This is a genomic window from Parasutterella muris, assembly GCF_943193095.1.
GTDB classification, from domain to species: domain Bacteria; phylum Pseudomonadota; class Gammaproteobacteria; order Burkholderiales; family Burkholderiaceae_F; genus Parasutterella; species Parasutterella muris.
In genome coordinates, this window is sequence record NZ_CALPCV010000001.1 from 159543 (window position 1) to 185671 (window position 26129).

General features: G+C 51.0%; 21 protein-coding genes. 11 read left to right on the forward strand and 10 right to left on the reverse strand.

Annotated features, from left to right (window positions below; genetic code table 11):
• Nucleotides 1–13: 13 nt before the first annotated feature.
• Both NFR90_RS00780 and NFR90_RS00785 read left to right on the forward strand, forming a co-directional pair.
• Nucleotides 14–772 carry a lysophospholipid acyltransferase family protein gene (locus tag NFR90_RS00780; RefSeq protein ID WP_251449862.1) on the forward strand — a complete coding sequence of 253 codons (759 nt, stop codon included), beginning with the start codon at nt 14–16 and terminating at the stop codon, nt 770–772.
• Nucleotides 773–829: 57 nt separating this feature from the next.
• Nucleotides 830–1870 (forward strand): M48 family metallopeptidase, encoded by a 1041-nt coding sequence (locus tag NFR90_RS00785; RefSeq protein WP_160334740.1) that lies wholly within the window; start codon nt 830–832, stop codon nt 1868–1870.
• Here NFR90_RS00785 and rsmA read toward each other — a convergent pair.
• The 3 genes from rsmA to NFR90_RS00800 are packed head-to-tail and all read right to left on the reverse strand — an operon-like array spanning nt 1867 to nt 6432.
• Nucleotides 1867–2688: a 16S rRNA (adenine(1518)-N(6)/adenine(1519)-N(6))-dimethyltransferase RsmA gene (rsmA, locus tag NFR90_RS00790; protein ID WP_160334741.1), complete on the reverse strand. Its 822-nt coding sequence runs from the start codon at nt 2686–2688 to the stop codon at nt 1867–1869. The two genes, NFR90_RS00785 and rsmA, sit on opposite strands and share 4 nt — an antisense overlap.
• Nucleotides 2689–2733: 45 nt before the next feature.
• Nucleotides 2734–4089, reverse strand: a complete 1356-nt coding sequence (locus NFR90_RS00795; RefSeq protein ID WP_251449864.1) for a peptidylprolyl isomerase — start codon at nt 4087–4089, stop codon at nt 2734–2736.
• Between the two features lie 6 nt (nt 4090–4095).
• The gene (locus NFR90_RS00800; RefSeq protein ID WP_160334743.1) at nt 4096–6432 is read right to left on the reverse strand and encodes an LPS-assembly protein LptD; all 2337 of its coding nucleotides are present in this window, start codon (nt 6430–6432) and stop codon (nt 4096–4098) included.
• Nucleotides 6433–6553: 121 nt separating this feature from the next.
• On the opposite strand from NFR90_RS00800, the gene NFR90_RS00805 reads away from it, so the two are divergent.
• The 8 genes from NFR90_RS00805 (at nt 6554) to NFR90_RS00840 (ending at nt 15095) form a co-directional block, all read left to right on the forward strand.
• Nucleotides 6554–7561 carry an aminoglycoside phosphotransferase family protein gene (locus NFR90_RS00805; protein WP_251449866.1) on the forward strand — a complete coding sequence of 336 codons (1008 nt, stop codon included), beginning with the start codon at nt 6554–6556 and terminating at the stop codon, nt 7559–7561.
• Nucleotides 7562–7587: 26 nt separating this feature from the next.
• On the forward strand, nt 7588–8286 hold the full coding sequence (locus NFR90_RS00810) for a nucleotidyltransferase family protein (protein ID WP_251449890.1): 699 nt from the start codon (nt 7588–7590) through the stop codon (nt 8284–8286).
• 1 nt (nt 8287) lies between these two features.
• Nucleotides 8288–9379, forward strand: a complete 1092-nt coding sequence (gene dusB, locus NFR90_RS00815; protein WP_160334746.1) for a tRNA dihydrouridine synthase DusB — start codon at nt 8288–8290, stop codon at nt 9377–9379.
• Complete coding sequence (gene purH, locus NFR90_RS00820) at nt 9357–10916, forward strand: bifunctional phosphoribosylaminoimidazolecarboxamide formyltransferase/IMP cyclohydrolase (protein WP_251449868.1); 1560 nt, start codon at nt 9357–9359, stop codon at nt 10914–10916. The genes dusB and purH overlap by 23 nt, the downstream gene beginning before the upstream one ends.
• A gap of 160 nt (nt 10917–11076) precedes the next feature.
• Nucleotides 11077–12375 carry a Tol-Pal system beta propeller repeat protein TolB gene (gene tolB, locus NFR90_RS00825; RefSeq protein WP_160334748.1) on the forward strand — a complete coding sequence of 433 codons (1299 nt, stop codon included), beginning with the start codon at nt 11077–11079 and terminating at the stop codon, nt 12373–12375.
• A gap of 12 nt (nt 12376–12387) precedes the next feature.
• Entirely contained in the window at nt 12388–12879 is a 492-nt protein-coding gene (gene pal, locus NFR90_RS00830; protein ID WP_160334749.1) for a peptidoglycan-associated lipoprotein Pal, read from the forward strand.
• A 6-nt stretch (nt 12880–12885) separates the two neighbouring features.
• Nucleotides 12886–13584, forward strand: a complete 699-nt coding sequence (locus NFR90_RS00835) for a tetratricopeptide repeat protein (protein ID WP_160334750.1) — start codon at nt 12886–12888, stop codon at nt 13582–13584.
• A gap of 176 nt (nt 13585–13760) precedes the next feature.
• Nucleotides 13761–15095 (forward strand): ClC family H(+)/Cl(-) exchange transporter, encoded by a 1335-nt coding sequence (locus NFR90_RS00840; protein WP_251449870.1) that lies wholly within the window; start codon nt 13761–13763, stop codon nt 15093–15095.
• 73 nt (nt 15096–15168) lie between these two features.
• Here the strand turns inward: NFR90_RS00840 and NFR90_RS00845 are convergent, their stop codons facing one another.
• The 6 genes from NFR90_RS00845 to metG all read right to left on the reverse strand — a co-directional run bounded on the left by NFR90_RS00845 (nt 15169) and on the right by metG (nt 23745).
• The gene (locus tag NFR90_RS00845) at nt 15169–16326 is read right to left on the reverse strand and encodes a porin (protein ID WP_160334752.1); all 1158 of its coding nucleotides are present in this window, start codon (nt 16324–16326) and stop codon (nt 15169–15171) included.
• 36 nt (nt 16327–16362) lie between these two features.
• Entirely contained in the window at nt 16363–16722 is a 360-nt protein-coding gene (locus tag NFR90_RS00850; protein ID WP_370267410.1) for a cytochrome c3 family protein, read from the reverse strand.
• A gap of 58 nt (nt 16723–16780) precedes the next feature.
• A complete protein-coding gene (locus tag NFR90_RS00855) occupies nt 16781–18301 on the reverse strand; it encodes a flavocytochrome c (RefSeq protein WP_251449872.1) in 1521 nt (506 codons plus the stop codon).
• Nucleotides 18302–18601: 300 nt separating this feature from the next.
• Nucleotides 18602–19477 (reverse strand): cyclic nucleotide-binding domain-containing protein, encoded by an 876-nt coding sequence (locus NFR90_RS00860; protein ID WP_251449874.1) that lies wholly within the window; start codon nt 19475–19477, stop codon nt 18602–18604.
• Nucleotides 19478–19684: 207 nt separating this feature from the next.
• Complete coding sequence (locus NFR90_RS00865; protein ID WP_251449875.1) at nt 19685–21433, reverse strand: SulP family inorganic anion transporter; 1749 nt, start codon at nt 21431–21433, stop codon at nt 19685–19687.
• Between the two features lie 167 nt (nt 21434–21600).
• Nucleotides 21601–23745, reverse strand: a complete 2145-nt coding sequence (gene metG / locus NFR90_RS00870) for a methionine--tRNA ligase (protein ID WP_255453134.1) — start codon at nt 23743–23745, stop codon at nt 21601–21603.
• Between the two features lie 170 nt (nt 23746–23915).
• On the opposite strand from metG, the gene apbC reads away from it, so the two are divergent.
• Entirely contained in the window at nt 23916–24989 is a 1074-nt protein-coding gene (gene apbC, locus NFR90_RS00875) for an iron-sulfur cluster carrier protein ApbC (RefSeq protein WP_160334756.1), read from the forward strand.
• A 64-nt stretch (nt 24990–25053) separates the two neighbouring features.
• Here apbC and NFR90_RS00880 read toward each other — a convergent pair whose 3' ends face one another.
• Entirely contained in the window at nt 25054–26115 is a 1062-nt protein-coding gene (locus NFR90_RS00880) for an NAD(P)/FAD-dependent oxidoreductase (protein ID WP_237178719.1), read from the reverse strand.
• Nucleotides 26116–26129 lie beyond the last annotated feature (14 nt).

Consider the following 26129-nt stretch of genomic DNA (forward strand, 5'->3'; position numbering starts at 1 on the left):
ATATTGAATCAGAATGAAAGTAATTTACGGTTTGCGTTCTGCAGTCTTCTGGCTGTTTTTTGTAGTGCTCCTTTTCATTTACGGTTTTGCGCTCTTAGTGTGTATTCCGTTCTGCCGGCAAAGCGGACGCTATGCCATTATCCGATCCTGGTGCCGCGTCATCGTAGTGCTGATGAAGGCTATATGTGGCGTGGACTATCGCTTTATCGGGATGGAAAATATTCCGAAGAAAGGTCCTTTTATTCTTCTTTCAAAGCATCAGTCCGGATGGGAGACATTGGCGCTCACCGCCTTTGTGCCGCGCCGCCTGAGCTATATCTATAAAAAAGAGCTTCACAAGATTCCGATTTTCGGCTGGGGTTTGGCTTCATTGGGCATGTTCAGCATCGACCGAGCTCAGGGGCGCAATGCTTTTGCTCTGATGAAGCAGGAAGTTCCTAAATTCTTTGAAAAGGGCTGGGGCATTATCCTGTTCCCTGAGGGCACACGCACGGCTCCGGGACAAGTGGTGAAATATAAAAGCGGCGGGGCGCGCTTGGCAGAATGCACCGGCGCTCCGGTGATCCCTGTTGCGCTTAACTCCGGTGAATGCTGGCCGAAACACTCTTTTGTGATTCGTCCGGGACTGGTTAATGTTGTCTTTAACTCTCCGATTAACCCGAAAGGTATGAGTGCGCACGAACTCAACGAGAAGGTGTTTGAGATTATCGAAAACGAAATGGCCAAAATCTCGCCGAAGTTTTACCGAAAAAAATCCGGCGAACAGCAGTGAGACTTGCCTGTGTAAGCTGCTCGCATAATAAAAAGTTAATACAAAAAGGCTGACGACGTGAATGATCCGTTTGATTTCGACAGACTCATAGACAGGGTTTCCAAAAAGATCAATGACTCACTTTCTTCGCTGTTCTCGTCCTATAAGCTGGGTGAAGTCCTGGAAGTTATCCATGGCAGCAGGAAGATTCACGTGAGAGTGATTTACGGGAAAAAATGCAGAAAGTCGGTTCTTTCTCCGTGTGACGATCAGGATATGGATTATGCGCTTTTGGTGCCTTTTAATATGCGCTCCGATCAAGTGCTTGCGGCGCTCTACAGAGAGATTGAGCGGGAGCTGAGTCCCAAGCTGCAGCATATCCGCAGCAGGAGAGGGGGCGCTGAAGTTGATCTGAATGGAGAAACGGTGCAGATTCAGGTCATTCGATCTAAACGCGCCAAGTCATACCGCGCCTCTTTCAAAGACGGTGAAGTGCGTCTTACGGTTCCTACAGGCGGAACAAAGGAGCGCGGACTGCTTTGGCTGGACGAAAATCTGCGAGCCCTGGAGAAATGGCATACGGAGTATCTGCGGCAGCTTCAGAAGCAGAAGGAAGCTTCAAGTCAGCTTTCAGTGAACAGAAAAGTCACTATCTACGGCGAAGAGCACCGACTCGTTTTTGTCAATAATCGAAGAGATGAGGGCGTCGGTGCGGGAGAGATTCGCGTCTGTCCTCCTAAAGACACGAATGACGACAAACTATGGGAGACGGCGATTACCAGAGTGCTGAAAGAAGAGATTAGACAGTACGCTCTGGAGCAGATTCTTTTGAAGACATCATCGATTGATGATTTAGGCATTCCGTTTTCCAAGCTCATCATTTCTTCGGCACAGACACGCTGGGGAAGCTGCTCAGTGAGAGGCATTGTTCGACTGAACTGGAGGGCGGTATTTCTGCCTAAGGACGTGATCGATTATCTTATCTGTCACGAGCTCGCGCATCTCAAGCACATGAACCACTCAAAGAACTTTTGGGCCAGGGTGGAAATGTACTGTCCGAACTATCGCGAGTTCGAGAGAAAGCTTAAAGGCTACTCAATCAGTCACAGCGTCCTTTAATCGACCACGGTTCCCGGGATTGTGATCGAAACATTGTTTTCGCTTACCAAGCGCGCCAAGCGTATGAAATTCTCAACCGGAATGGTTTCCGCGCGCTGCTCGGGCTGAATCCCGGCTTCTCGGATCATATCGTCGGAAATCCATTTAGAGAGGTTGTTGCGCAGGGTCTTTCTTCGCATAGCGAATGAGGCCGCGACAACGTCATGGAAAGCTTTTTCATCCACTTCCGCAGGATTTTCCAGCGGAATCATTCGCACAACGGAAGAGACGACTTTCGGTGCAGGCGTAAAGGCTTCAGGCGGCACGTCAAAGAGCTTGGCCATGCGGTACTTGTGCTGAAGCATCACGGAGAGTCTGCCGTAGGTTTTGCTCCCCGGCGCGGCTGTCATTCGATCGACGACTTCTTTTTGAAGCATGAAATGCTGATCGACTACACGGTCGGAGATTTCCGCAAGCTTAAACAGCAGCGGAGAAGAAATGTTGTAGGGCAGATTTCCGACAACACGAAGTTTTTCTCCTTCGGAAAACGTTCTCCAGTCAAACTTCAGCGCGTCGGCTTCTATGATCGTCAGCGCGCCTGAAGAAAACTGCGTACGCAGCCATGCGGCCAGGTCACGGTCAATTTCAACGCAGAAAATGTGAGAGGCGCCGGCAATAAGCTGTCGGGTGAGGGCGGCCTGGCCCGGTCCGATTTCAATAATTTTCTGACCTTGCTGCGGATCAACCGCATCGGCGATTTTCTGAATCCAGTAGTCGTCGTTGAGAAAGTTCTGCCCGAATCTTTTACGGGCTTTGTGATGTTTTAAGACTTCTGCCATAGGAAAAAAGACGCTTAGGTTCTCTAAGCGTCTTAGTATGAAACATTATTCAGCGGGTTTATTGACGCGCTTCTCAATATAAGCTTCGCTCATCAGTTTGCGTTCCCAGTCAAGCATCGCATCATCGAGCTTCTGCTCTCTGAGGATGTCTCTCGCCTGCTGTTTCAGGCGTTCGTTGACACCGCTTTGGTTTCTGCGTTCCAGTACCTGGAAGATGTGCCAGCCGTAGGGAGTTTTTACCGGAGCGCTAACTTCGCCCGGGCTGAGTTTCGACAGCATCTGCTCAATTTCCGGAGGAAGATCTCCCGGGTAAAGCCAGCCGAGATCGCCGCCTCTGGTACCTGAGGGATCAGCAGAATGCAGACGGGCAAGAGAGGCAAAATCGCCGTCACCTTTATCAAGGCGGTCCTTAAGCTGATTCAGACGCGTGACGACGACATTCTCAGGCGTGACATTGGTCGGACGCATCAGGATCTGACGCAGGTGCGTCTGAGTGACGGTCTGAGAGGCGGTGTCGCCGGGATCGCGTACGCCGAGGATTTTATAAATCTGGAATGAGTTGGGCGTACGAACCGGAATAATGTCGCCGGTCTTGTGTTTTTTTACCGCGTCAAGAACAAAACTCGGCAGTCTGCCTGCGGGAATCCAGCCCATTACACCGCCTTCCATCGCTTCGGGCGCTCTGGAGTAGCGAGCTGCGAGCTGACCGAAGTCCGCACCTTTGGACGCCTGCGTCAGTGCGATGTTTGCCTGTCGAGTGGCTTCATCCACGTCTTTCTGTGTCGGATTGGCGGGCAATCCGATGACGATGCGGGCGAGACGGTACTGAATACGTTTTTCAGGTCCGAGCTGATCCTTAATAAACTGATCAACTTCGCTTTCCGGGATCTGAATTTTGTCGTCAACTTCTCGCTCTCGAAGTCTCTGGGTAATCAGTTCGCTACGAATTCCGGACTTAAAGGTTCTGAAAGAAACACCGTCCTGAGCGAGTTTCTTTTCAAGCTGAGGAACTGTAAGACCGTTGTTCTGAGCAATTTGCTCAATGGCGCCGTTCATCATATTGTCGTCGATGCGGATGCCGGAGGCCTGAGCTTTCTGCTCAATGATTCGTTCAAGAATCATACGGTCAAGAACCTGATTTCTCAGATTGTTCATCGGCGGAAGCGTAATTTTCTGCTGACGAAGAGACATAGCGGCCTGGTGCACCCGCTGCTGAAGCTCGATTTCCGTAATGACGTCGTGATTGACAACCGCGGCGATGCGGTCGACAGGAATAATCTGCTGAGCGGCCGCTTTGGTTTCCGTGCTTTTAGCTTTAGGCGCGGCCTGTGCGGCTGAAACACAAGCAGCGACGGAAAAAGCCAAGCTGACAGAAAGAGTGAGAACAGAAAGTTTTTTCATATATCTTTATTCGTAATAATCGTAACGACCTACCTCAACGGGCCTTGGTCCCAGAGGCTGATAGCCTGAAATTCCTTCACTTAGGGCCTCAATCGGGCTGGAACCGACGGTGCCGAGTCCTACAAGCTGAAGCTCAAAGAAGAAGTTTGTTGTTGTTCTGCCTTCGCTTCGGATATATCGCTGAATTGCTCCGCGCAGAATCCAGCAGCCGGCTCGGTATTCCAATCCGGCCAAAGAGTCAACAACTCGATGGTCACGCAAGGAGTAATTGTACCTGCCTAAAGCGTAAAGGTCCTTAACAATGGGCCACTGGAAAGAGAAGTCCACTTGTCTGATGTTGGTGTTGTAGTAAGCGTCTCGCTTATCGTTGGGGTTGTAGTTGTAAAGGTAATAAAGAGAAACAGTGGAGAATTTTCTCGGGTTATAGCGAACGCCTGCCGTTGTCTTGGAAACTTTAGACCATTCCGAGGAATACTGCACCATACCTTCGATACGCCAATCCTGATAGAAAGAGAACTGCGCAGAGGCGAGCAGGTCGCTTCGGTTCTTCGTTTTCGCAGGATCCGACCAATACAGCCCGACTTGATTGTTTTCAAAGTAATAGCGCTGACCGACGCTGGCGGTAAACCATTCTTTGCCTGTTCCGGCATCGAGCATGCGCGTGGTCAGGATTGCAGAAAGCTGGTTGGTGTTGGCAATTCGGTCGCTTCCGGTGTACTTATTCGGCGAGAAAAGTTCGGCGAAGTTCATGTCGGCTTCCGAGCTGTCGAAGTTAGGCAGATGGCTCTGATCGCGATAAGGGATATACGCGTAAAAGAGTCTCGGCTCCAGTGTCTGCTCAGTCTCTCGTCCGAAGAATGTAGTGTTTCGCTCGAACACCAGTCCGGAATCCAAGGAGTAAATCGGAACAAGACGCGAACCGGATCTGTCGACGTAAGAAGCAGCGTCGTGAATGTCACGGTACCAAGCCATGTTGTACTGGAACTTGGGTGTGATGAACCAGAACGGCCCCATCAGCGGATAAGAAATTGAGGAATCCAGAAGGGTTCGATATCCGTCGCCGCTCAAATGATGGCGCCCCACGGTGGAGCCCGCGCCTCGGTCAAATCGGGTCGCTGTCAGACGGGAGGTCAGTGTAAAGCCGTGGAAATCTGCGACGTTGCCGCTGAGATTAAACTCAGGAACTTTTTCATAGGGCTTTTCGGTCTGTCTGCGCCCGCCCGGAGCAAGCGTCTGATTTTTGTAGACGCCTAAAGATGTACTCCAGTATGTCTTTCCGTAACTTAACCAAACTTTCTGATTCAGAATGTTTTCACTGGACTCACGAATGGTCGTGGAAAAGTCCGAAATGTAGTCGTTGTCGGATACGCGCTGGTAATCTACGCCGAGCGTCGGACCGCCTCTGCCCAGACGCTGAAAGTGCTTCCACGACAGCGCGTAGCGTCTGTCCTTGGTTTCCTTGTCCTTGAAAATCACGTCATAGGTAAGTTCACCGCTGAAGGACGGCTGCAGATACCGGAATTCATTGCCCAGGAGCACGCCGCGCTTGGACATGGGTTTCGGCGTGAAGGTGTAATCGTAGTTAGGCGCGATATTCCAATAGAACGGAAGCTCAAGATTCACGCCGAGCGTCGAGTTGATTCCGAATCTGGGTGTTAAGAAACCGGTCTTGCGCTCGCTTCCGACAGGGAAGCTGAAATAGGGACTCGCAAAAATCGGAACTCCGCCCAGATAAAGCGTCGCGTTTCTGCCGACTGCGGACTCGTCAAGCTGGTCGTAGTCCACGGAATCCGCTGTAATCCACCAGGCTTCCTCTCCTTCACGGCAGGTTGTGATGACCGCGTTGCACATCTTGGCTCTGCCGCCTCCGAGCAGCTCGACTTTATCGGAGGTGCCTCTCATTTCATTCGGAAGGTAACGGAATGTCGCATCAGGCATTTCACCGGTTTCGGCGTCAAGCCGATAAGTCAGTTCCGGCCCTTTGAAAACAGTACCGTTTCTTGCAACGAGCGCGTTTCCCTTCGAATAAACTTCGTCGGTGGAAAAAGTGTATGTGATTGTATCTCCGCGAAGAACGGCGCCGCCGCGACGGACTTCCGCATCGTCGTAAAGTTCAATCTTCTCGTTGGTCCGCCCGACCATGCGGTAGGCGCTCAGATAGGTTGGAGCTTCATCTCTTTCGGTCGGCGCCTGCTCGTTCAAACCTCTGGATAGGCGCAGACGCAGGCCTTCATTGGAAAGAGCAGTCGCGTCGGAAGCATCCTTTGAGTCAGCGGCGGAAACACAAAGGGGGAGTGCCAGCGCTACAGCGGAGCACAAAGGGAGAACACGAATTCGAGACATACGTCTTTTTCTGCGAAATAAACAGCTAAACATTAAAATTGCTTGGATCTGAGAAGATTGATTATAAGGGCAAAGAAGAGACTCTCTTGAATCTCTCCCAATAAACAAGAGGTGCTTAAAGATGACTGAAAGACAAATGCGGCTGAAGGATTGGCTTAGCGGGTTTTCGGATCGGTACGGATTAAAGCTTGACACTATGAGAACGGCATCTGCGGACGCCGGCTTCAGAAGCTACTTCCGAATCGACGGAAAAGAGACGACCTATATCGTTATGGACTCTCCCGGAGAAGCGGACAACATCGCGCCGTTTATCCACGCCGATGAAGTCTTCGCTCAGGCAGGCTTAAATGTCCCCAAGATCTATGAAGAAAACCGAGAACTCGGCCTCATGCTGATTTCGGATTTAGGCACCAAAACTTATCTTGATGTTCTGGACCATGACAACGCCGATCGGCTGATGGGGCAGGCGACAGATGCCTTGGTTAAACTTCAGGCCGCAAGCAAACCGGATGTTTTTCCTGCGTATTCGGCTGAACTGCTTCGCTCTGAGCTCGAACTCTTTCCGCAGTGGTTCGTAAAGCGTCATTTGGGGATGGAAATTACTCCTGAGCTTAGAAGCATGTTTGATCGTACCTTCGCGCTGATTATTGCGAAGAATCTGGATCAGGCCAATGTTTATGTTCATCGGGATTTCATGCCGCGCAATCTGATGCTCACAGAGAAAGGCAATCCGGGCGTGATTGATTTTCAGGACGCGGTTTACGGACCTGTGAGCTACGACATCGCATGTCTTTGCCGTGACGCGTTTATTTCCTGGGAAGAAACACAGACTCTGGATTGGACGATCCGCTATTGGGAAAAGGCCCGCAAAGCAGGTGTTCCGGTTCCCTCTGACTTCGGCCGTTTCTGGGAAGACGTTGAATGGATGGCGATTCAGAGACATTTAAAAGTTCTCGGAATATTTACGCGTCTTAACTATCGCGACGGCAAGCCTAAATATTTAGGCGATACTCCTCGGTTCCTCAATTACGTTAAAGCGACCAGCCGTCGCTTCGACGCGCTGAGACCGCTCTCCCGCTTTATCGATACCATTATCGGAGAGCAGGAACAGGTCGGATATACCTTCTGATCATCGGAGTCTCGGAATTGAAGATCATGATCCTAGCCGCGGGCCGAGGCACACGCATGAGAGAGCTGACGGAGAAGACGGCAAAACCGCTGCTTTCTCTGTGGGGCCGACCGATGCTCGAGTGGCAGCTGCTCAAAGCTAAGGAAGCGGGTTTTAGCGGCGCAGTCATCAACACAGCGCACCATTCGGAATTATTTGACCGTTACGCCGGCTCAAAAGTTATGCCGGGACTCAATATTGAAATATCCAAGGAAGGCGAGGATTTTTCCGGCGCGCTTGAAACCAAAGGCGGAATCGTTAAGGCTCTTCCGCTGCTGAGTGACGGTAAAGAGCCCTTTGCGGTGGTGAGCGGAGATATTGTGACGGCCTACGATTACCGTCAGCTGCGAGCGGCTGCTGAAGCAGTTCGCTGCGGCCGATTTGACGCGCATCTGGTGCTGGTTCCGAATCCGTACTTTAAAGATACCGGTGACATGGATGTGCGCGAAGGACTCGTCTATCGGGAGCCTAAGCGATTGACCTATGGCAATATCGCGGTTTTTTCTCCTCGTATTTTTGAGAAGGAGTCAGCTGAAAAGGCGCCTCTTTTCCCTTGGCTCTATCAGTTTGTTGATGCGGGCAGAGTGAGCGGCGAGCTTTACTGCGGGCCGTGGGCAAATGTCGGAACGCCGGAGGATTTAGCGCACTTCGGACGGGAACGCAATTTTGCGGTGACAGAGGCCTGAGATGGAGAATTTTGATTCGCGCACGGTGCTGAATGTTGCAAATGTAGAAATACCCGGGCGTGTTTTTCTTGCGCCTATGGCCGGAATCACGGATCTTCCGTACCGCCGAATCTGCAGAGCGCACGGAGCGGCCTATGCGGTTGCGGAAATGGTCGCAAGTCAGGCGCAGCTGAGGACATCCCGAAAGTCGCAGGAGCGGTTTAATCTCAAGGGCGAGCAGGCGCCTCGGGGAATCCAGCTTCTCGGCTGTTTTTCGCAGGACTTGGCCGACAGCGCGCGTTACGCGGCTGAGTGCGGCGCTCAGATTATCGATCTCAACTGCGGCTGTCCCGCAAAAAAAGTCTGCAGTGTGGCGAGCGGCGCGGCGCTCCTCGCGAACGAAGATTTAGTGAAGGAGCTGCTTGAAGCCATGGTGTCCTCCGTTAGCGGCCCGGTCACGCTTAAATATCGGACCGGAACGGACGAAGCGCACATTAATGCGGTTAGGATTGCCAAAATGGCTGAAAGCGTCGGCGTGCAGATGCTGACACTTCACGGAAGAACCCGGGCGCAGGCGTTTCGGGGTGAAGCTGAATATGAAACGATTAGACAGGTAAAACAGGCGGTCGGCATTCCGGTCATTGCCAACGGCGATATAGGCAGCGGCGCCAAGGCGCTTCAGGTCTTGCAAGAGACGGGGGCGGACGGCGTACTGATCGGCAGAGCGGCAATGGGCAACCCATGGATTTTTGAAGAAATCAGCGCCGCGCTTGATGGGCGCCGCTATGTTCCGCCGTCCAAGAAAGCCGTTATAGACGTGATTGCCGAACACACGGAGGCGCACTTATCTTTTTACGGAAGCGAACGAGGTCTTAAGACAATTCGCAAACATATAAGTTGGTACTTTAAACGGTTAGACTTATGCACAGACTATTTAAAGCGGCTTTATGAAGAAAACACGCCCTCAGGGCTGCAGCAGGCACTTGTCCGAATACTTGAGGATGAGCTGCCGGACAGTGAATCAGCCATGGCAGGCGTTCTCTTTCCATTAGAGCCAAAACCACATCTCCCACACCATGAGGAAAGCAAAGATGAAAAAACAGGCGTTGATTAGCTGTTCTGACAAATCCGGCGTTGTTGAATTCGCCAGAGAACTTTCGGAACTCGGCTATCACATTTTGTCCACCGGCGGTACGGCCAAACTGATTAGCGAAGCCGGCATTCCTGTCCAGGAAGTCGCTGACTACACCGGTTTCCCGGAAATGCTTGACGGTAGAGTTAAGACACTCAACCCGAAGATTCATGCCGGAATTCTCGCCCGCAGACCCGTGGAGGAGCATATGGAGGCGCTCAAGGCTCACGATATCGATCCGATTGATATCGTTGCCGTGAACCTTTATCCGTTTGAACAGGCCATTGCGAACCCGAACTGCACGTTTGAAAACGCGATTGAAAATATCGATATCGGCGGTCCGACAATGATCCGCGCTGCGGCGAAAAACCATGAAAGCGTCACGGTGATCGTCTCTCCGGCCGACTATCGCAAAGTGATCGAAGAAATTAAGGGAAAAGGTGAAGTCTCCGCCGAGACTCGCCTTGCGCTTGCCAAAAAGGTATTCGTCCATACCGCGCACTACGACGCCATGATCTCGAACTACCTGACAAGCATCGAAGGCAATGACGTGACCACACGTTCGAAGTTCCCGGACAGTCTGACTCGCCAGTGGGTTAAGGTTCAGGATATGCGTTACGGCGAAAATCCGCATCAGGAAGCCGCTTTCTATCGTGAACGTCAGGTTGCGCCGGGACTTCTGGCCGGCTATGTTCAGCATCAGGGCAAAGAGCTTTCCTACAACAATATCGCTGACAGCGATGCGGCTTGGGAAGCAGTGAGAAGTTTTGATACACCTGCCTGCGTCATTATCAAACACGCGAATCCTTGCGGCGCCGCTATCGGACTTGACGCGGCCGAGGCTTACAGTAAAGCGTTTAAGTGCGATCCGACATCTGCATTCGGCGGCATTATCGCTTTTAACTGCCAGGTTGGCGCAGAAGCGGCTGAAAAGATTTCCAAGCAGTTCGCCGAAGTGATCATTGCTCCGGAATTTACAGAGGAAGCGCTTGCGGTATTCGGTCAGAAGAAGAATCTTCGTCTGCTGACGATTGCCATGGGACATGCGCACAACGATTTGGATATGAAGCGCGTCGGCGGCGGTTTGCTTGTTCAGACACCGGACACTCAGACGGTTAAAGAAGATGCTCTGAAGTGCGTAACGAAACTGCAGCCCACGAGTGCTCAGATTTCCGACATGATGTTTGCATGGAAGATTGCGAAATTTGTGAAGTCCAACACCATCGTGTTTGTGCGCGATGGCATGACTCTTGGTGTCGGCGCCGGTCAGATGAGCCGCGTGGATTCTGCAAGGATCGCCTCGATCAAAGCGGAAGAAGCCGGTATTAGCCTGAAGGGCAGCGTTGCCGCTTCCGACGCCTTCTTCCCGTTCCGTGACGGTCTTGATGTGATTGTTGACGCGGGTGCCACTGCCGTTATTCAGCCGGGCGGATCGATTCGCGACGACGAAGTGATCGCCGCTGCTGATGAACGCGGAATTACAATGGTCTTCACGGGCGAGCGTCATTTCCGCCACTAAAAAGTGTGACCAAATTTGGGCCGAATTGCTGAGAATTCAGCAATTCGGTTTCGATTTGATAGAGAATTCAAATATATATTGGAAGTATTTTCCTTTTGTCCGCATGGTTCGGAACGGGCTGCTCGGGCAGGAGACAAGAAGTAAGGAGAGAGGGAATTCTATGAGTGCAAACGCGATTGAAATGAGGAGACGTTTGTTTCTTAAATCATTGGGCGCGGCAGCTGTTGCCAGTACTATGAGTTCCTCTTTTGCACAGCTGAAGGTGGATATTTTAGGCGTGGGAGCGAATCAGTTCCCAATTGCCATTCCCGCCTTCATTGGCAATGAAGGTGCTCCCGAGAACATTGCGGAGATTGTCGGCAATGACTTGGTGAGAAGCGGAGCGTTCCGTCTTGTGGACGGACCGGTTCCGACCTCGTATGACATGACGCCCGAGTGGAGCAAAATTTCCGCTGTTGGAGCCGGAGCATACGTCATTGGAGAGGTAAAAAAGACACCTGACGGACGCTATGATCTGCAGTTCAGACTCTTTGATCCGGTCAAACGGCAGGAAACCGACGAGGCGAACTTTGTCTGTGCCAAAGACGATTTGAGACTATATGCTCATAAAATTGCAGACCGTATTTTTGAACGACTGACCGGAGAAAAGGGAGACTTTGCCAGCCGCATCGCTTATGTGGCACAGCAGGGACGCAAGAGTTTCGCGATTATGGTCGCCGACAGTGACGGGCATAATCCTCAGGCGGCGCTGCGCAGCAAGGAACCCATCATTTCGATCGCCTGGTCTCCTAACGGCCGGCAGATTGCCTACACCACTTTTGAAACGGGCAAGCCGACGGTTTGGATTCACGATTTGAGCACCGGCAAAAGACGTCAGGTCGCGGGCTTCCGCGGCAACAACAGCGCTCCGGCGTTCAGCCCCGACGGAAACACGCTTGCGGTGGCACTCTCCAAGGGCGGCATTACGAAGATATATCTGATGAACGTCAACGGTCAGAATGTTCGTCCGTTTACCGAAGGCAGCAGCATTGATACCGAGCCCGCGTTTAGCCCGGACGGACAGTACATTTACTTCACGAGCGACAGAGGCGGAAATCCGCAAATCTATCGCAAGCCGGTGGGCGGCGGAAGCGCCGAGCGCGTGAGCTTCGGCAACGCTTATGCGGTCAGCCCGGCAGTCAGCCCGAAGAATGACCAGCTTGCTTACATCGTACGCAGCGGCGGAACCTTCCAGCTGGTCCAGCAGGACTTGGCAACCGGCAATGTGATTCCGCTGTCGCAGGTCGGTAAAAACGAATCTCCAAGTTATTCTCCTAATGGGAATATGATTATTTACGCCGCAGAAGTCGGCGGGAAAGGTGTTTTGTCTACAGTCTCTACAGACGGCAGCGCAAAATCCCGGCTTTCTGGTTTGAGTGGGGATATCAGAGAACCAGCTTGGGGCCCCACGATTAGTTAAAAGGAATTTGAAATGCAGTTTTCAAAATTAGCGTTATGCGCATCCGCAGCCGCGGTTCTGTTTTCACTGACTGCCTGCTCGACAGTCGATCTTGATAAAGATAAGGACGGCAGCAATGTCGCCGACGGGACTTCTGTTGAAGAAATGCTGAACAGCAAGGACGGTCCTCTTGCCAACCGCTCGGTTCACTTCGATTTCGACAGTTACTCTGTCAGCGCCGACCAGATGCCGGTCGTGACAAATCACGCACAGTTCCTCGCTGCGCACAAGGACCTTAACGTTCGCCTCGAAGGCAACACTGACGAGCGCGGCGGCCGTGAATACAACCTCGCTTTAGGGCAGAAACGTGCAGAAGCGGTCAAACAGCGTATGACTCTGATGGGTGTTTCTCCCGAACAGATCGAAACCATCAGCTTTGGTAAGGAAAAACCGAAAGCGCTCGGCCATGACGAATCTTCATACTATGAAAATCGTCGTGTTGACATTAACTACCAGATCAAATAATCCGTAATGAAGAAAGTCGTTCTCGCGGTTCTCGGCACCGTTTTACTCACTGTTAATACTTCAGCGTATGCCCTTTTCGGAGACGATGAGGCACGCAAAGCGATTATTGAACTTCGCAGTCAGCTCAAGGCGCAGCAGGATATTCAGATGAATCTCTACGACCGTCTTGAGAGCCTGACCAAAGAAGTGCAGACCCTTCGCGGTCAAGTGGATGTGCTGAACAACTCCTTAGGCAAGGAACGCGAGAACGCTCAAAGTATTTACGGCAGTCTGCAGAGCCGTCTTGACGAAATGGACCCGAAAGCCAAGGCGGCTCAGGCGGTGTCCGATAAGGAAATCGCTGCCGAACAGGAGCTCAATAAATGTCTGGAAGTCTTTAAGAAGGGAGATGCCAATAAGGCAATCGCCTGCTTCAGCACGATCACAACTAAGTACCGTGCGACCAAAACCTATCCGACAGCACTGTATTGGCTCGGAAGCAGCTATTACATGAAAGGCGATTTCGCTAAGACTATTGGGACTGAAAACAAGTTCATCGCAAGCTATCCGGAACATAAGCAGGTTTCCGAAGCCTATCTTCTGGTCGGTATGGCTCAGATGGACTCAAAGAAAACGGATGAAGCCAATAAAACCTTCCGTAAGCTGATTCAGTTATTCCCAAAGAGCGGCGCCGCCGCAATTGCGAAAAAGCAGTTAGGTTCCTAACGAATACAAGCCGCGGATTCCGCGGTTTTCTTTTGACCGACTCTGAAGACGGGGAAAGGGTATTCTCATTTTGTGACGCTTCAGGCGGCTGACCTCCTAAAGCTTATTAAGCTACAGAAAAAGAGACAGCGAGCGCGGGGATCCTGCGCTCAGAAAAAAAATTTTAGGAGGTCACCGTGAGTTTGCTGCGCACGTGCTGGTTCTATTTCGTATGTTTAATTGCCGGTGTTCTGACCGGTTTTGTGGGCGGCTATTTTCAGGTCTTTCTTCATCGAGCGGACCATCTTAGGCTGTATTTATCCGCATGGGCGCATCAAATCGGATTTTTTGAAGGGTTCTGTCTCATTCTCCTGATCTGTGTCGGAGCAGCTGTGATTGGCAGGGCTCTGGTACGATTTGCCCCGACCGCAGGCGGCAGCGGTATTCAATATGTTGAAGCGGCATGGCGTCAGGAAGTGGAGCCGGCAAGACTTCGTGTCGTGTTTGTGAAGTTTATCGGCGGCCTGCTGACACTTGGCAGCGGTATGGCTCTCGGACGTGAAGGTCCGACCGTTCAGATGGGAGCTGCTCTTGGAGCGACCCTTGGCCGATGGCTGAAATTTACGCCTGAAGAGCTGCGTTTTCTCACGATCGCTTCGGCCGGCACCGGCCTGGGTGTGGCGTTTTCTTCTCCGCTTGGCGGATCTATGTTTACCTTTGAGGAAGTGACCAAGGACATTCGTATGAATTTGGTTATTCCAACGCTGATCTGTGCGTTTGCGGGTTGTACGGTTTCCATGACCATTCTCGGCATGCAGCCGGATTATCATGTGATCTCTCGAGCATTCGCGCTTCCTAATTTTAAGGAGGCTGCCGCCTATATCTGCTTTGGTGTATTTATGGGCGCGATGGGCCCGCTCTATAACAAGCTGGTTCTTTGGCTTCTGGACGCCAATAAGTATTTTTCTTCGCTTCTTCCGGAGGTTAAAGCGGCTTTAGTCGGAGTAGTGGTTGCGGCTTTGGTTTATTTTGCTCCGGGTCTTTCCGGCGGCGGAGACCTGCTTGCTCAGCAGATGCTCAATTACTCTTTCCCGATCATGACCATCCTCGCCATTGGCCTGATTCGTTGGTTCTTCGCTCCGCTTTGTTATTCAACCGGAGTACCGGGCGGACTTTTCTCGCCCTTGCTCCTGATGGGCGGCATACTAGGTCAGTTCTTCATCTGGATACTTAATCTGTTCGGCCTCAATCTGAATCCGATGGTTTTCTGCGCCGTAGGAATGAGCGCGTTCTTCGCCTCGACAATTTGTGCGCCGATTACCGGGGTGCTTCTGATTCTGGAAATGACGGCCTGCTGGGATCTGACGCTTCCCATGATGATTGCTTCAGCGCTTGCGTTCTTTACCTCTCAGGCGCTGAAGAGCATGCCGGTATATACCGCTCTGAGGCTTCGTATTCCCGAGGTCAAAGCCCTGGAGGAAAAAGGTGTTAAGGTCCTTGGTCCGGCACCGATTCCAAAAGATCTTTCATAAAGAAAAAAGGCCTCTTTCAATGTGCTGAAAGAGGCCTTTAAGTTTACAAGGAGAACTTAGACTTTAAAGCGGGTTAGAACGCATGGCTCAGACCCACAAAAACCGTCCAGGGGCTCTTGCCGATCTTGGTGTCGGGAGCAGAAGAAGAACCGCCGCCGCCATTGATAGTGTAGTTGACGTTGTCGTCGTTATGCATGTACGCTGCGCCGCCGTAAATGGTGGAGCGTTTGCTGAGCGGGTAGTCGTAGCGAGCAGAGATGTTCCACGCATTGGAGTCGTCTGTCGTATTGTTCTTGAGGAAGGCAAAGCCGTTCAAGAGGTAGCCGCCCATCAAAGGAGTCTTTGCGGAAACGCTGTATACCATCAGATTCGGGTTGGCGTTGCGATCAACCGCTTTGGAGCCCTGACGGTAAATAAGATTGCCGTACAGCTTTGTGACGCCGAAATCGTAGCTGGCGCCAAGGTTGTAAAGGGACTCATGCGCATTGATTGTGCGGAAGTTGTTAGGCGCGAAGCCGGCAAGGTTCTGATAGGTGTAAGTCAGTCCGACGCCAAGTGCGCCGCTGCGGTAAACCGCCTGCACTGCATAGGTGTTGCCCAGTTTGTTGGACTGTTCATCGCTCAGTTCCTGAGTCACACGATTCAGCTTCTTCTGTTCACCGAGAGAAACCATCGCAGACATCACCAGACCGCCGAATTTCGGGGACTCATAAATAATTGAGTTGTCGCGGCGAGTCATGTTGTCAATACCGGACAGACCGTTAATGCCTGAGATATGATTGCTCGGGATATAAGGCGCCGGGGCCATAAAGTTGTTGATCGTGCTGCCGAGGCTGCATCCGAAAGCGTCAAACTGAGCGATACCGCCGAAGTTGAGTGTGTACTGACGACCGAAGGAAAGGGCACCCCAGCCGCCTTTTACGCCGAGAACGGTTTCACGCTGGAAGGCGTATCCGTCGCCGCCAGTCGCAGGACTGTTGGTACCGTTATCAAGCATAAAGCCGTTTTCTAAGCGGAAGAATACGGAGTTGCCGCCGCCGAGATCTTCGGTTCCTTTAATACCCCATCTGGAGCCGGCTTTACCGCCGCTGCCGAGATCGACAACGGCTCCGTTGCCGCCGTTATAGACCTGTACATAAGCGTCAACAATACCGTACAGTTCAACATTTGCTGCGAAGGCAGTAGTAGAGAATGCAGCCAAGACTGCAGGCATAAGAGTTCTAAGTTTCATAGAGATATCTCTTTGGAATTTGATAAACACTCAAAGCTATTTGACGTTAAAGTCAAATTTATGGCACTGAGCGCAGTAATTTTCAGGAGGCTCATGCTGGAGATGGCAGTTGATGCATTCTCCGTTATGAGGCGCTTTGTGAGGATTGGCACCCGGAAGTTCCTTTGTCTTTTCCGCTAATGCGTCCTTGTTGTGGCATTGAGTGCAGGTTGCGTCATCCGGGAATTTCGGGTTCTTGAGGTCTTCGCCGTGACAGCTGTTGCAGGTAACTCCTTTTGCAACATGACGATCGGCGCCCATCGGAGGATTGGCAGCTAAAGCAAATGAGGCGAAGAACATTAACCCGGCGCTAAGGACAGCCGCCGCAGCGTAGCCCAAATTTATTTTTGTTCTCAAGATGTGTCTCCGAACCGGAGACTCCGTGAAAGGACGTCTCCGGAAAGGTTAGATCAGATTAGCAGCCGGCCCACTTGTTCGCTGTGCGAGCAGCGATGCGGCCGAAGATAATGCAGTCTGCAACAGCAACGGTACCGAGACGGACCATGCCGTGGACACCTCCGGTTGCTTCACCGGCAGCGTACAGACCGGAGATCGGCTCGCCTTTGACGTTCAGAACCTGGGCCTGTTCATTGATTTCAATGCCGCCCATTGTGTGGTGGACACGCGGCCAGAGACGGATTGCATAGAAGGGGCCCTTTTCATTGGGCACGCCGTCATCGAAGAACATGCAGTCGAATTCCGGATCCTTCTTAGCCTTCATGTAACCGTTGAATTTTTCAGTTTCTTTTTCGAGAACTGCATAATCAAGCTTATAGAACTCAGCAAGGCTCTTGAGGTCGTCAAACTTGCGGATAACGCCGTTCTTGAGGGCCTGCTCAAACTGTTCCTGCTTCATGTTCTTGCCGACAACCTTGTTCATGAAGTTCTGTTCATTCGTGAAGATGACGGCCGGGGCACCGATGGCGACGATAGCGTCAGCGCGAACTTTGCGGTTGCCGGTTTCTTTGATGAAGCGCTTGCTGGTCTTCGGGTTGATCATCGGGCCGTAGCCAACCATGGATTCAACTGCGAGCGGAGCCAGACCAAAGCCGTTTTCGTCCGGAGAGGTCCACGGGCCGAGCTGGATCCAGTCCATATGAATGGTATTTGCGCCGACCTGCTGAGCTTCCTGAATCATTTCACCGGTTGCGCCGGGATGATTGGTCGAAGTGAATTCCTTGGTGAGGCGAGGATCGTGGCTTGTGCGCATGCGAACGTTCTGGCTGAAGCCGCCGGATGCGATCAGAACACCCTTAGTGGCGCGGATGTAAACAACTTTGCCGCTGTCAGGACGATTGAAGCGATGGTTGATGCGGGCTTTAACGCCGACAACGCAGCCTTTATCGTTAACGATCAGATCATCAACAATAGTGCGAAGCTGGATCTTGATGCCGAATTCCTTGCACTTGGCAAGCATCGGGTTGATGAATCCGGCGCCGGTGTTTTCCTGGACTGCATGACTGCGGGGTACAGAGTGACCGCCATGGTAAGTAACGGCTTTGAAGTTTACGCCAACTTCATCGCGGAGCCATTCATAGTTGGAAACGGATTCGTCAGCGATTCTGCGTGCAAGGTTTGCATGAGCGATACCGCCGCCCGCTTTCAGAATATCTGAATAGAGAAGGTCGGCGTTGTCTTTGATACCGGCTTTAGCTTGCATGTCGGTACCGGCAGCAGCGATGGCACCGCCGTTAATGATGGAGTTGCCGCCTGCAGAAGGCATTTTGTCAACGACAAGAATATCCTTCATGCCGAGATAATGGCTTTCAAGGGCAGCGCCAAGACCGGCAAACCCGGTTCCGATGACTAAAAGTGAACAAGTTTCATTCCATTCGGCTCCTTTCGGAAGTTCTGCTGCATGAGAAGCACCGACGCCGGCAATCGCGGCAGCAGAAACGGCAGAGGAGCGAAGGAAATTGCGTCTTGTTAGGGTCATGTTTATGTTCTCCGTAGTTTGAAGGGAATGAAGCAATTACAGGAACCATTCTAAAAATCATCCGAAATCATGACCACTAAACTGTTTTAGTTCCCCTCCTAATGATTAACCCTTAGCGCATGTTATTAAATAGTTAGGTAGTTTTATCAAATATTGTCTGAATGTCGCTTCAATGATGTGAATTTCAACAAAGAATATAAATGGGTGAAATGATGATCCTTCCACCTGATTTATTGCGCGGCAATGACGAAAAAGCCCTGAATGGAATCAGGGCTTTTAGATTAAAAATTACTGTTTAAATCAAAGAGATGTTAGCGGATTTATTGTTTGAGGTATACGAGGCATTAACTCAAAAAGTTCTTTAAGGCTGCTTGCGTAAGTGTAAGAGCTCTGTTCTTCAGAATGCCTCATCCATTTATACGCATCTTCAAAAAAATCGACGGGGAAGGTGATGTAGTCTCCCTCTCTAATCCAAACGCCTTCGTCCTTCCATTTTTTTAGATAATTATCTGTTGATACAGAAGATGCGTTCGCGACAAGACAGCGGTTGCTGCGCGTCAGGGGGACAGGCATTCTGAGCCACATCTTCCCATCCTTATAGAAAGAGTCTGCAAAATGGATAGCCCAGCTTATCGCAAAAGCCTTTAAACGCTGCTCAACCGGGGAGAATGCCATTAGGGCAAGACCGATTCGATCAGAGAGCGCACAGCTTTCGAAATGCCGAATCAGAGATGCCAGCAGAGTCGGTTCAGTCTTGAGTATCGGCATGATCAGTTCACGATCGCAGATGTAGATTTCTGCATTGGTCAGAGCGAAATAGTGGCCGAAAGCAGGTCTGCCGGTAAAGAAATTGAGGTTGCCTAAGGCCAGATGGCCCACCGGAGAAATAGCCGCTGCTTTTTCTGTGGCAACTGTCGGATTGCCGAAGTTTCTGGCCGTGACACCGTTGGTCACAACTGCGAGGTGATGAATGCTTTGGCCGAGAGAGATAAGCTTTTCCTGACGCTTTAGAGAGACTTTTTTGCCGACTTTAATAAGCAGTCTGACGATGTCCTGATTGAGCGGGGGATGGATCCAGGGGACAATGGGCACAGAATTCTCTTTGTCTTTGATATCAATGTCATAAAATCTTTTTCTGTGCAAAGCTGAAAGCCACTCAGCAGAAATGTTCCCCATTGATTCCCTCGTCAGTGTGAGAAAGATAATTTTTCTTAGTTTGAGTCGGATTAATCCGTTTGGATATAGTCTACTTAATGAGTTAAAGCTTGGCTACTAATACACTTTGGTCTATGCATTAGGTATTAATGCCTAATGAAAATTCTGTCGACAAGACCTAAAAAAGGCTCAGAGCAACTCTGAGCCTTAGTACCTCAACAGTCGGTGTCAGCGTTCGATAATCGGTATCTCATTCGAGTCGGCTGCGGGCGTTTTCTTGTTATGAATCACATCGCAGGCAGTCCGTATGGCAGAGTCCATATCCGGGCACAGGAATTTGCCGAGTTTCTGAGCCAGCCCCAGACGCTGCATCTGCCGCAGCGGGTGGTCACTTGCGCCGGCGATGATGAGTACCTTTTCATGCTTAACCAGATTGCGCTGGAAATTCTCTATGATATCGAGCGCGCTGTTATCGATTGACAGCAGTTCGGAGAAATCGAAGATAACTACATCGGGAGCGTCCGGCGCATTGATATGCTTCGGGTCCGTGACAATTTCAAGCTTTGATACAGAGCCGAAGAAAAGCGCGCCTTCCATAACCCAAGCCTCAATCTCCTTCGGAGCGTCAAAGGGCAGTGTCTTCGGAAGCACTCGGGTAAGCGTGTTCATGCGGTAAAGGAAGAAGAGCGCGGCCGAGAGCAGACCGATTTCCACCGCGACTGTCAGATCGAAAATAACGGTCAGGAAGAAGGTCAGCAGCAGAGTGGCTTTATAGGAAAGCGTAAATTGTCTGAGTCGAACAAACTCGTGCCAGTTGCCCATATTAAAAGCCATGAAGAGCAGAATCGCGGACAGTGAGCACAGCGGGACGTTCATCGCCAGAGGAGCTGCAACCAGAATAATGATCAGCAGCGTTAGGCTATGAACCATGCCTGCGACCGGAGAGACGGCGCCGCTCTTAATATTGGTGACGGTTCTTGCGATAGTACCGGTTGAAGGAAGACCTCCAAAGAAAGGCACGATGCAGTTGGCGATTCCCTGTCCCATCAGTTCCTGATTGGGATCATGCCGGTCATCGATCATCGCGTCAGCGACACGAGCGCAGAGCAAAGACTCGATCGCGCCGAGCAGTGCGAGAGTGAGCGCAGGCGTAAAGAGCTGTTTTATATTACCCCAAGAGATTTCAGGAATTTTGAATTCAGGAAGGCCTTGGGGAATACCGCCGAATTTGGAGCCGATCGTTTCAACAGGAAGATTGAAGAAAGTTACGGCCGAAGTCATGATGATCAAAACGACGACAGTACTCGGAATACGCGCAAGCCATCTGCGCCAGGGCGCCCCGCCGATCGTCCAGGAACGCGGCCAGATAAAGACAATGAAAAGAGAAAGAAGTCCCATTGCAACCGCATAGGGATTGACCGTGTCAATGGCACCCCACAGAGTCCCGATCTGATGGAAAAAGTCAGCCGGCATCTTGGCGATGTTAAGACCGAGAAAATCCTTCACCTGCGAGAGCGCAATGAGTACAGCGATACCGTTTGTGAAGCCGATCACGATGGAGACCGGAATAAAGCGGATGAAGCTGCCTATCTTAAAGAGCCCCATCAGGAACAGGAATATTCCTGAAAAGAAGGTCGCAATGAGCAGATTGCCCACGCCGTACTGCGCGATGATGCCGTAAACAATAACAATAAAGGCACCGGCAGGGCCGCCGATCTGGACTCGGCAGCCGCCGAGCAGGGAAATAAAGAAGCTGGCAATAATGGCAGTATAAATACCGGATTCCGGTGTCATGCCCGAAGCAATGGCAAAAGCCATCGCAAGCGGGAGCGCAACAACGCCGACGGTAAGACCTGCGGATAAATCATTCGTAAATTCGTTAAACGAATAGTGACGCAGCAGCGATAAAGAAGCCGGGTGGAACTTCGCAATTGGAAAACTATGAAGCGCTTCCACGATATGGGATCTGACACTCATGCTTAGATAGGTAAAGAAAGTTGTTTTTATTAATAAATAGAAATCGGGAATGTCTTTCGACCTCGTCATTATGCGCCTTAGAACGGTACGATGAGCGTTTTTAGGCTGAAATAAACAAAAAAGACCGCAGATCTGTGAGAACCCGCGGTCTTTTTCAGCAGAAGGCTTTAATGGATTTTCATGCCGGGTTTTGCGCCGGGGAAAGGTTCGAGAAGATACAGGCCGTTCGGCTTGTCAGAGCCGTCGGAAGCGGAAAGCAGCATGCCCTCAGATACTGAACCCATCATCTTGCGCGGCGCTAAATTCGCAACTACAAGTGTGAGTTTTCCAATCAAATCCTCGGGGTTGTAATAAGCCGCGATACCCGAGAAGATATTTCTCGGTTTTTCCTCGCCGACGTCAATCGTAAGCTGGAGCAGTTTCTTGCTCTTTGGCACTGCGGTGCAGTTGAGAATCTTGCCGATACGCAGGTCAACTTTTGCAAAATCATCAAAAGTAATTGTCGGGGCAAGTTCCTCGTAAACCATGTCTTCAGAGGATGCAGCTTCGCTCTTTACCTCTTCCGCTTTTTGTTCCGTGTTTGCCGGAGCGTTCTTGTTGCTGAGCTCAAAGAGTTTATCAACGACTTTCTCATCGGCTCTCTGCATCAGATGTTTGAACGGAGAGATTGCTGCGGCGCTGTTCAGCGGAGCAGAGATGGAATTCCAGCTCAGCTCTCCGCAATTGAGGAAGTTCTCAACGTTTTCAGCGGTTCTCGGAAGAATCGGTTTGAGATAGATGGTGAGCAGTCTGAACGCTTCGAGTGTGACAGAAGCAACCTCATGGAGCTTTTCGGATGCTTCCGGATTCTTAGCAAGTTCCCAAGGTTTCTCGGCGTCGACATATTCATTTGTCTTATCGGCAAGCGCAAAAACAGTATTGAGAACACGGCTGTATTCGCGATCTTCATAAAGTTTGCTGATGGCGCCGGCCTGCTCTCTAAGTTCGCGAAGCAACGGGCTCTCCGCAATCGCTTTATCGCTGACTTTGCCTTCAAAGCGCTTAACAAGGAATCCGCTTGAGCGGCTTGCGATATTGACGTATTTGCCGACCAGATTGGAATTCACCATGGTGACAAATGCGTGCGTTGTGAAGTCGATGTCCTCGACCCTCGAATTGATCTTGGCGGCAAAGTAATAGCGCAGCCATTCAGGATCCATACCCAGATCCAGATAAACCAGGGGGTTGAGGCCGGTACCGCGGCTCTTGCTCATCTTCATACCGTTGACCGTGACAAAGCCGTGCGCCCAGACATGATCCGGAACTTTAAAAGGTTTGCCTGCAAAGTGTAGCATGGAGGGCCAGAAGAGCGTATGGAAATAGGCAATATCCTTACCGATAATGTGAATTTGTTCGGTTGTGGACGATTCCAGCAGTCCGTCAAAATTAATGCCCTTTAATTCGCAGTAGGACTTCAGGCTGGCGAGATATCCGATCGGAGCGTCCAGCCAGACATAGAAATATTTGCCGGGTTCATCCGGAATTTCAATGCCGAAATAAGGTGCGTCACGGGAAATATCCCAGTCATTCAAGTCTCCGTCTTTGCCGAGCCATTCTTCGGTCTTGGCAACGATCTGAGGCTGCAGGCGGGAAGTTCCGTCTGTGGCGGTTCCCTTGGTCCAGCTTCTCAGGAATTCGACACAGCTCGGGTCGGAAAGCTTGAAGAAGAAGTGCTTGGATTTTCTGAGTTCAGGCTTGCAGCCGGAAAGAGAAGAATACGGATTGACCAGTTCTGTCGGCTGATATACAGCGCCGCAGACTTCACAGGAGTCGCCGTACTGATCGGGCGCGCCGCACTTCGGACAGGTTCCTTTAATGTAGCGGTCGGCAAGGAACATTCCTCTGACCGGATCGTAGAACTGCTCGATGTCTCTGCTGTAGATGAGCCCGCAGCCTTTCAAACGGCGGTAGATTTCCTGAGAAAGTTCCGTGTTTTCTTTGCTGTCGGTGCTGTGCCAGTGGTCAAATTTAATATAGAAGCCGTTCAGGTACTGGGGTCTTCCGGCCGCGATTTTCGCGACGTACTCCTGCGGCGTGACGCCCTGCTTCTGAGCGGAAATCATGATTGGCGCGCCATGGGCGTCGTCAGCCCCCACAAAATGAACCGTATTGCCGAGCATTCGCTGATGGCGAACCCAAATATCGGCCATGATGTATTCCATGATGTGACCGATGTGAAAATTTCCGTTTGCGTAAGGAAGCGCGGTCGTCAGGAAAATGGTGCGTTTACTCATGAATATTTTTTCCATATGTTGAAAAAGACCAAACGTCAATTTTAACAGACCGAATTAAGGAGAAAGCGTCTATAAGTCAATGCGCGGAGGATTTCTTACTTTGTTTTCGTGGTTCCGAACTTCCTGGTAAGTATTTATCTGAGAACGGTATGCAAGTCAGTTCCGATGTGATAGTTTAGACGGCGTAAAAATACAACGGAGTTGTTTTAATGCAGGAAAAGATTACAGAACTTCTCAAAGAAGTTGTGGACCCGAATACAGGCAAGAATCTGGTCGCGTCCAAGTCTTTGAAAAAAGTGACGACGGAAAACGGGAAAACAACGGTTCAGATTGAGCTGGACTATCCGGCCAAAACACAGGGTCCCGTCATTGCGTCGATGGTTAGAGCAAAACTGACGGAAGCCGGCATCGATGCTGATGTCAATGTCGGTCAGAATATTATCGCGCACTCGGTGCAGCCCGGCGTCAAGGTTTTTGACAACGTCAGAAATATCATTGCGGTATCGAGCGGAAAAGGCGGCGTAGGCAAGAGTACAGTTTCCGCTAACCTTGCGCTTGCCCTGCAGCAGGAAGGTGCCAAAGTCGGTCTTCTGGACGCGGATGTATACGGACCGAGCCAGCCGACGATGCTCAGTATCACCGATAAACCGTATTCGGTTGACGGAAAGAGTCTGGAGCCGATGATCGGACACGGTCTTCAGGTTGCCTCTGTCGGCGTGCTGATCGATCCGGATCAGCCGATGATTTGGAGAGGTCCGCTCGCCGTATCCGCCCTGCAGCAGCTTCTGAAGCAGACGAATTGGAAAGATCTGGATTATCTGATTGTCGATATGCCTCCGGGAACAGGAGATATCCAGCTTTCTCTTTCTCAGGAAGTTCCGCTGACCGGTGCGGTGGTTGTGACAACTCCTCAGGACATCGCTCTGATGGATGCTCGTAAGGGTCTCGTGATGTTCGAAAAGGTCAACGTGCCGATTCTTGGCATTATTGAAAATATGGCTACGCATATTTGTTCTAACTGCGGCCACGAAGAACACATCTTCGGTGAGGGCGGTGCGGAAAAAATGGCCAAGCAGTATGGCGTCGATCTGCTCGGAGAACTGCCGCTCGACATCAATATTCGCCTGAGCATGGATAAGGGAGAGCCGATTGTGATTTCCGAACCGGAAGGCAAGATCGCTCAGATCTATCGTGAAATCGCCCGTAAACTGGCAATTGCGGTAGCGAAGAAGAATAAGGACTACAGCCGAAAGATGCCGTCGATCAAGATTTCTGATACCTAACGCATCAGTAAAGCAACAAAAAAATAACGGAGCCCGAGGGCTCCGTTGCTGCATTCAGCACCGATTAATCAAAGTGCGGTGTTTCAACGCCGAGAACTTTGTGAAGTTTCGGACTGGTGGTTGTGTACTGCAGAAGGACACGCTTTTCCGGGAATACATAGTCGGCTGCGGCAAAAGCGGCAAGCGCGCATTCATGGAAGCCCGACAGGATGAGCTTTTTCTTGCCGGGATAGATGTTGATGTCGCCAACAGCAAAAACACCCGGGATATTCGTTTCAAAGCGAGCGGTATCGACCACAATCTGCTTTCTTTCAAGTTGTAGACCCCAGTCTGCGATCGGTCCGAGCTTAGGCTGCAGACCAAAGAAGACCAGCAGGTGTTCCATCGGAACTCGACGTGTCACACCATCAGCGCCGGTAACTTTAACCTCGATCATCTTACCGTTTTCTTCCGTAAAGCCGGTGACCTGTCCGACTTCAAACTGCATTTCCCACTGATCGCACAGCTCTTTCATCTTTGTGACGGAAGCAGGCGCGGCTCTGAATCCGTCCCGACGGTGTACCAGAACGACGCTCTCGGCTTTGCCGACAAGATTCAGACACCAGTCAAGGGCAGAGTCTCCGCCGCCGCAGATGACAATGTTCTTTCCTTCAAAAACGGAGGGATCTTTGACGCGGTAATGAAGCTGTGATCCTTCAAATTTTTCAATGTGCGGAACTTTCAGTGTTCTTGACTGGAAGCTTCCGACGCCGGCAGCAATAAACACCGCTTTAGCAAGGAACTCGGTACCTTTGGAAGTCTTTACGTAGAGACGGCCGTCTTCAAGTTTCTTCAGAACCTGCGCCTCTTCACCGTAATGGAAAACCGGCTTGAACGGTTCAATCTGCTTGAGCAGATTTTCTGTTAACTCGGTAGCAGAACAGACCGGAACCGCGGGAATATCGTAAATCGGTTTGTCCGGGTACAGCTCAACGCACTGTCCGCCCGGATGGTTTAAAGAATCAAGCACGTGGGCTTTCATTTCCAGCAGCCCTAATTCAAACACCTGGAAAAGACCGACCGGACCTGCACCGATGATCACGGCATCTGTTTCGATCGGATTTGTGATTTGCTGTGTTTCAGTCAATTTCAACCTTTTTT

What these genes read in the sequence shown, in the direction of transcription:
- NFR90_RS00865 (WP_251449875.1), bottom strand. Translation starts at nt 21,433, where the DNA reads ATGAGTGTCAGATCCCATATCGTGGAAGCGCTTCATAGTTTTCCAATT.
- rsmA (WP_160334741.1), bottom strand. Translation starts at nt 2,688, where the DNA reads ATGGCAGAAGTCTTAAAACATCACAAAGCCCGTAAAAGATTCGGGCAG.
- tolB (WP_160334748.1), top strand. Translation starts at nt 11,077, where the DNA reads ATGAGTGCAAACGCGATTGAAATGAGGAGACGTTTGTTTCTTAAATCA.
- NFR90_RS00780 (WP_251449862.1), top strand. Translation starts at nt 14, where the DNA reads ATGAAAGTAATTTACGGTTTGCGTTCTGCAGTCTTCTGGCTGTTTTTT.
- dusB (WP_160334746.1), top strand. Translation starts at nt 8,288, where the DNA reads ATGGAGAATTTTGATTCGCGCACGGTGCTGAATGTTGCAAATGTAGAA.
- purH (WP_251449868.1), top strand. Translation starts at nt 9,357, where the DNA reads ATGAAAAAACAGGCGTTGATTAGCTGTTCTGACAAATCCGGCGTTGTT.
- NFR90_RS00805 (WP_251449866.1), top strand. Translation starts at nt 6,554, where the DNA reads ATGACTGAAAGACAAATGCGGCTGAAGGATTGGCTTAGCGGGTTTTCG.
- NFR90_RS00810 (WP_251449890.1), top strand. Translation starts at nt 7,588, where the DNA reads ATGATCCTAGCCGCGGGCCGAGGCACACGCATGAGAGAGCTGACGGAG.
- NFR90_RS00855 (WP_251449872.1), bottom strand. Translation starts at nt 18,301, where the DNA reads ATGACCCTAACAAGACGCAATTTCCTTCGCTCCTCTGCCGTTTCTGCT.
- pal (WP_160334749.1), top strand. Translation starts at nt 12,388, where the DNA reads ATGCAGTTTTCAAAATTAGCGTTATGCGCATCCGCAGCCGCGGTTCTG.
- NFR90_RS00860 (WP_251449874.1), bottom strand. Translation starts at nt 19,477, where the DNA reads ATGGGGAACATTTCTGCTGAGTGGCTTTCAGCTTTGCACAGAAAAAGA.
- NFR90_RS00800 (WP_160334743.1), bottom strand. Translation starts at nt 6,432, where the DNA reads ATGTCTCGAATTCGTGTTCTCCCTTTGTGCTCCGCTGTAGCGCTGGCA.
- NFR90_RS00795 (WP_251449864.1), bottom strand. Translation starts at nt 4,089, where the DNA reads ATGAAAAAACTTTCTGTTCTCACTCTTTCTGTCAGCTTGGCTTTTTCC.
- NFR90_RS00835 (WP_160334750.1), top strand. Translation starts at nt 12,886, where the DNA reads ATGAAGAAAGTCGTTCTCGCGGTTCTCGGCACCGTTTTACTCACTGTT.
- apbC (WP_160334756.1), top strand. Translation starts at nt 23,916, where the DNA reads ATGCAGGAAAAGATTACAGAACTTCTCAAAGAAGTTGTGGACCCGAAT.
- NFR90_RS00845 (WP_160334752.1), bottom strand. Translation starts at nt 16,326, where the DNA reads ATGAAACTTAGAACTCTTATGCCTGCAGTCTTGGCTGCATTCTCTACT.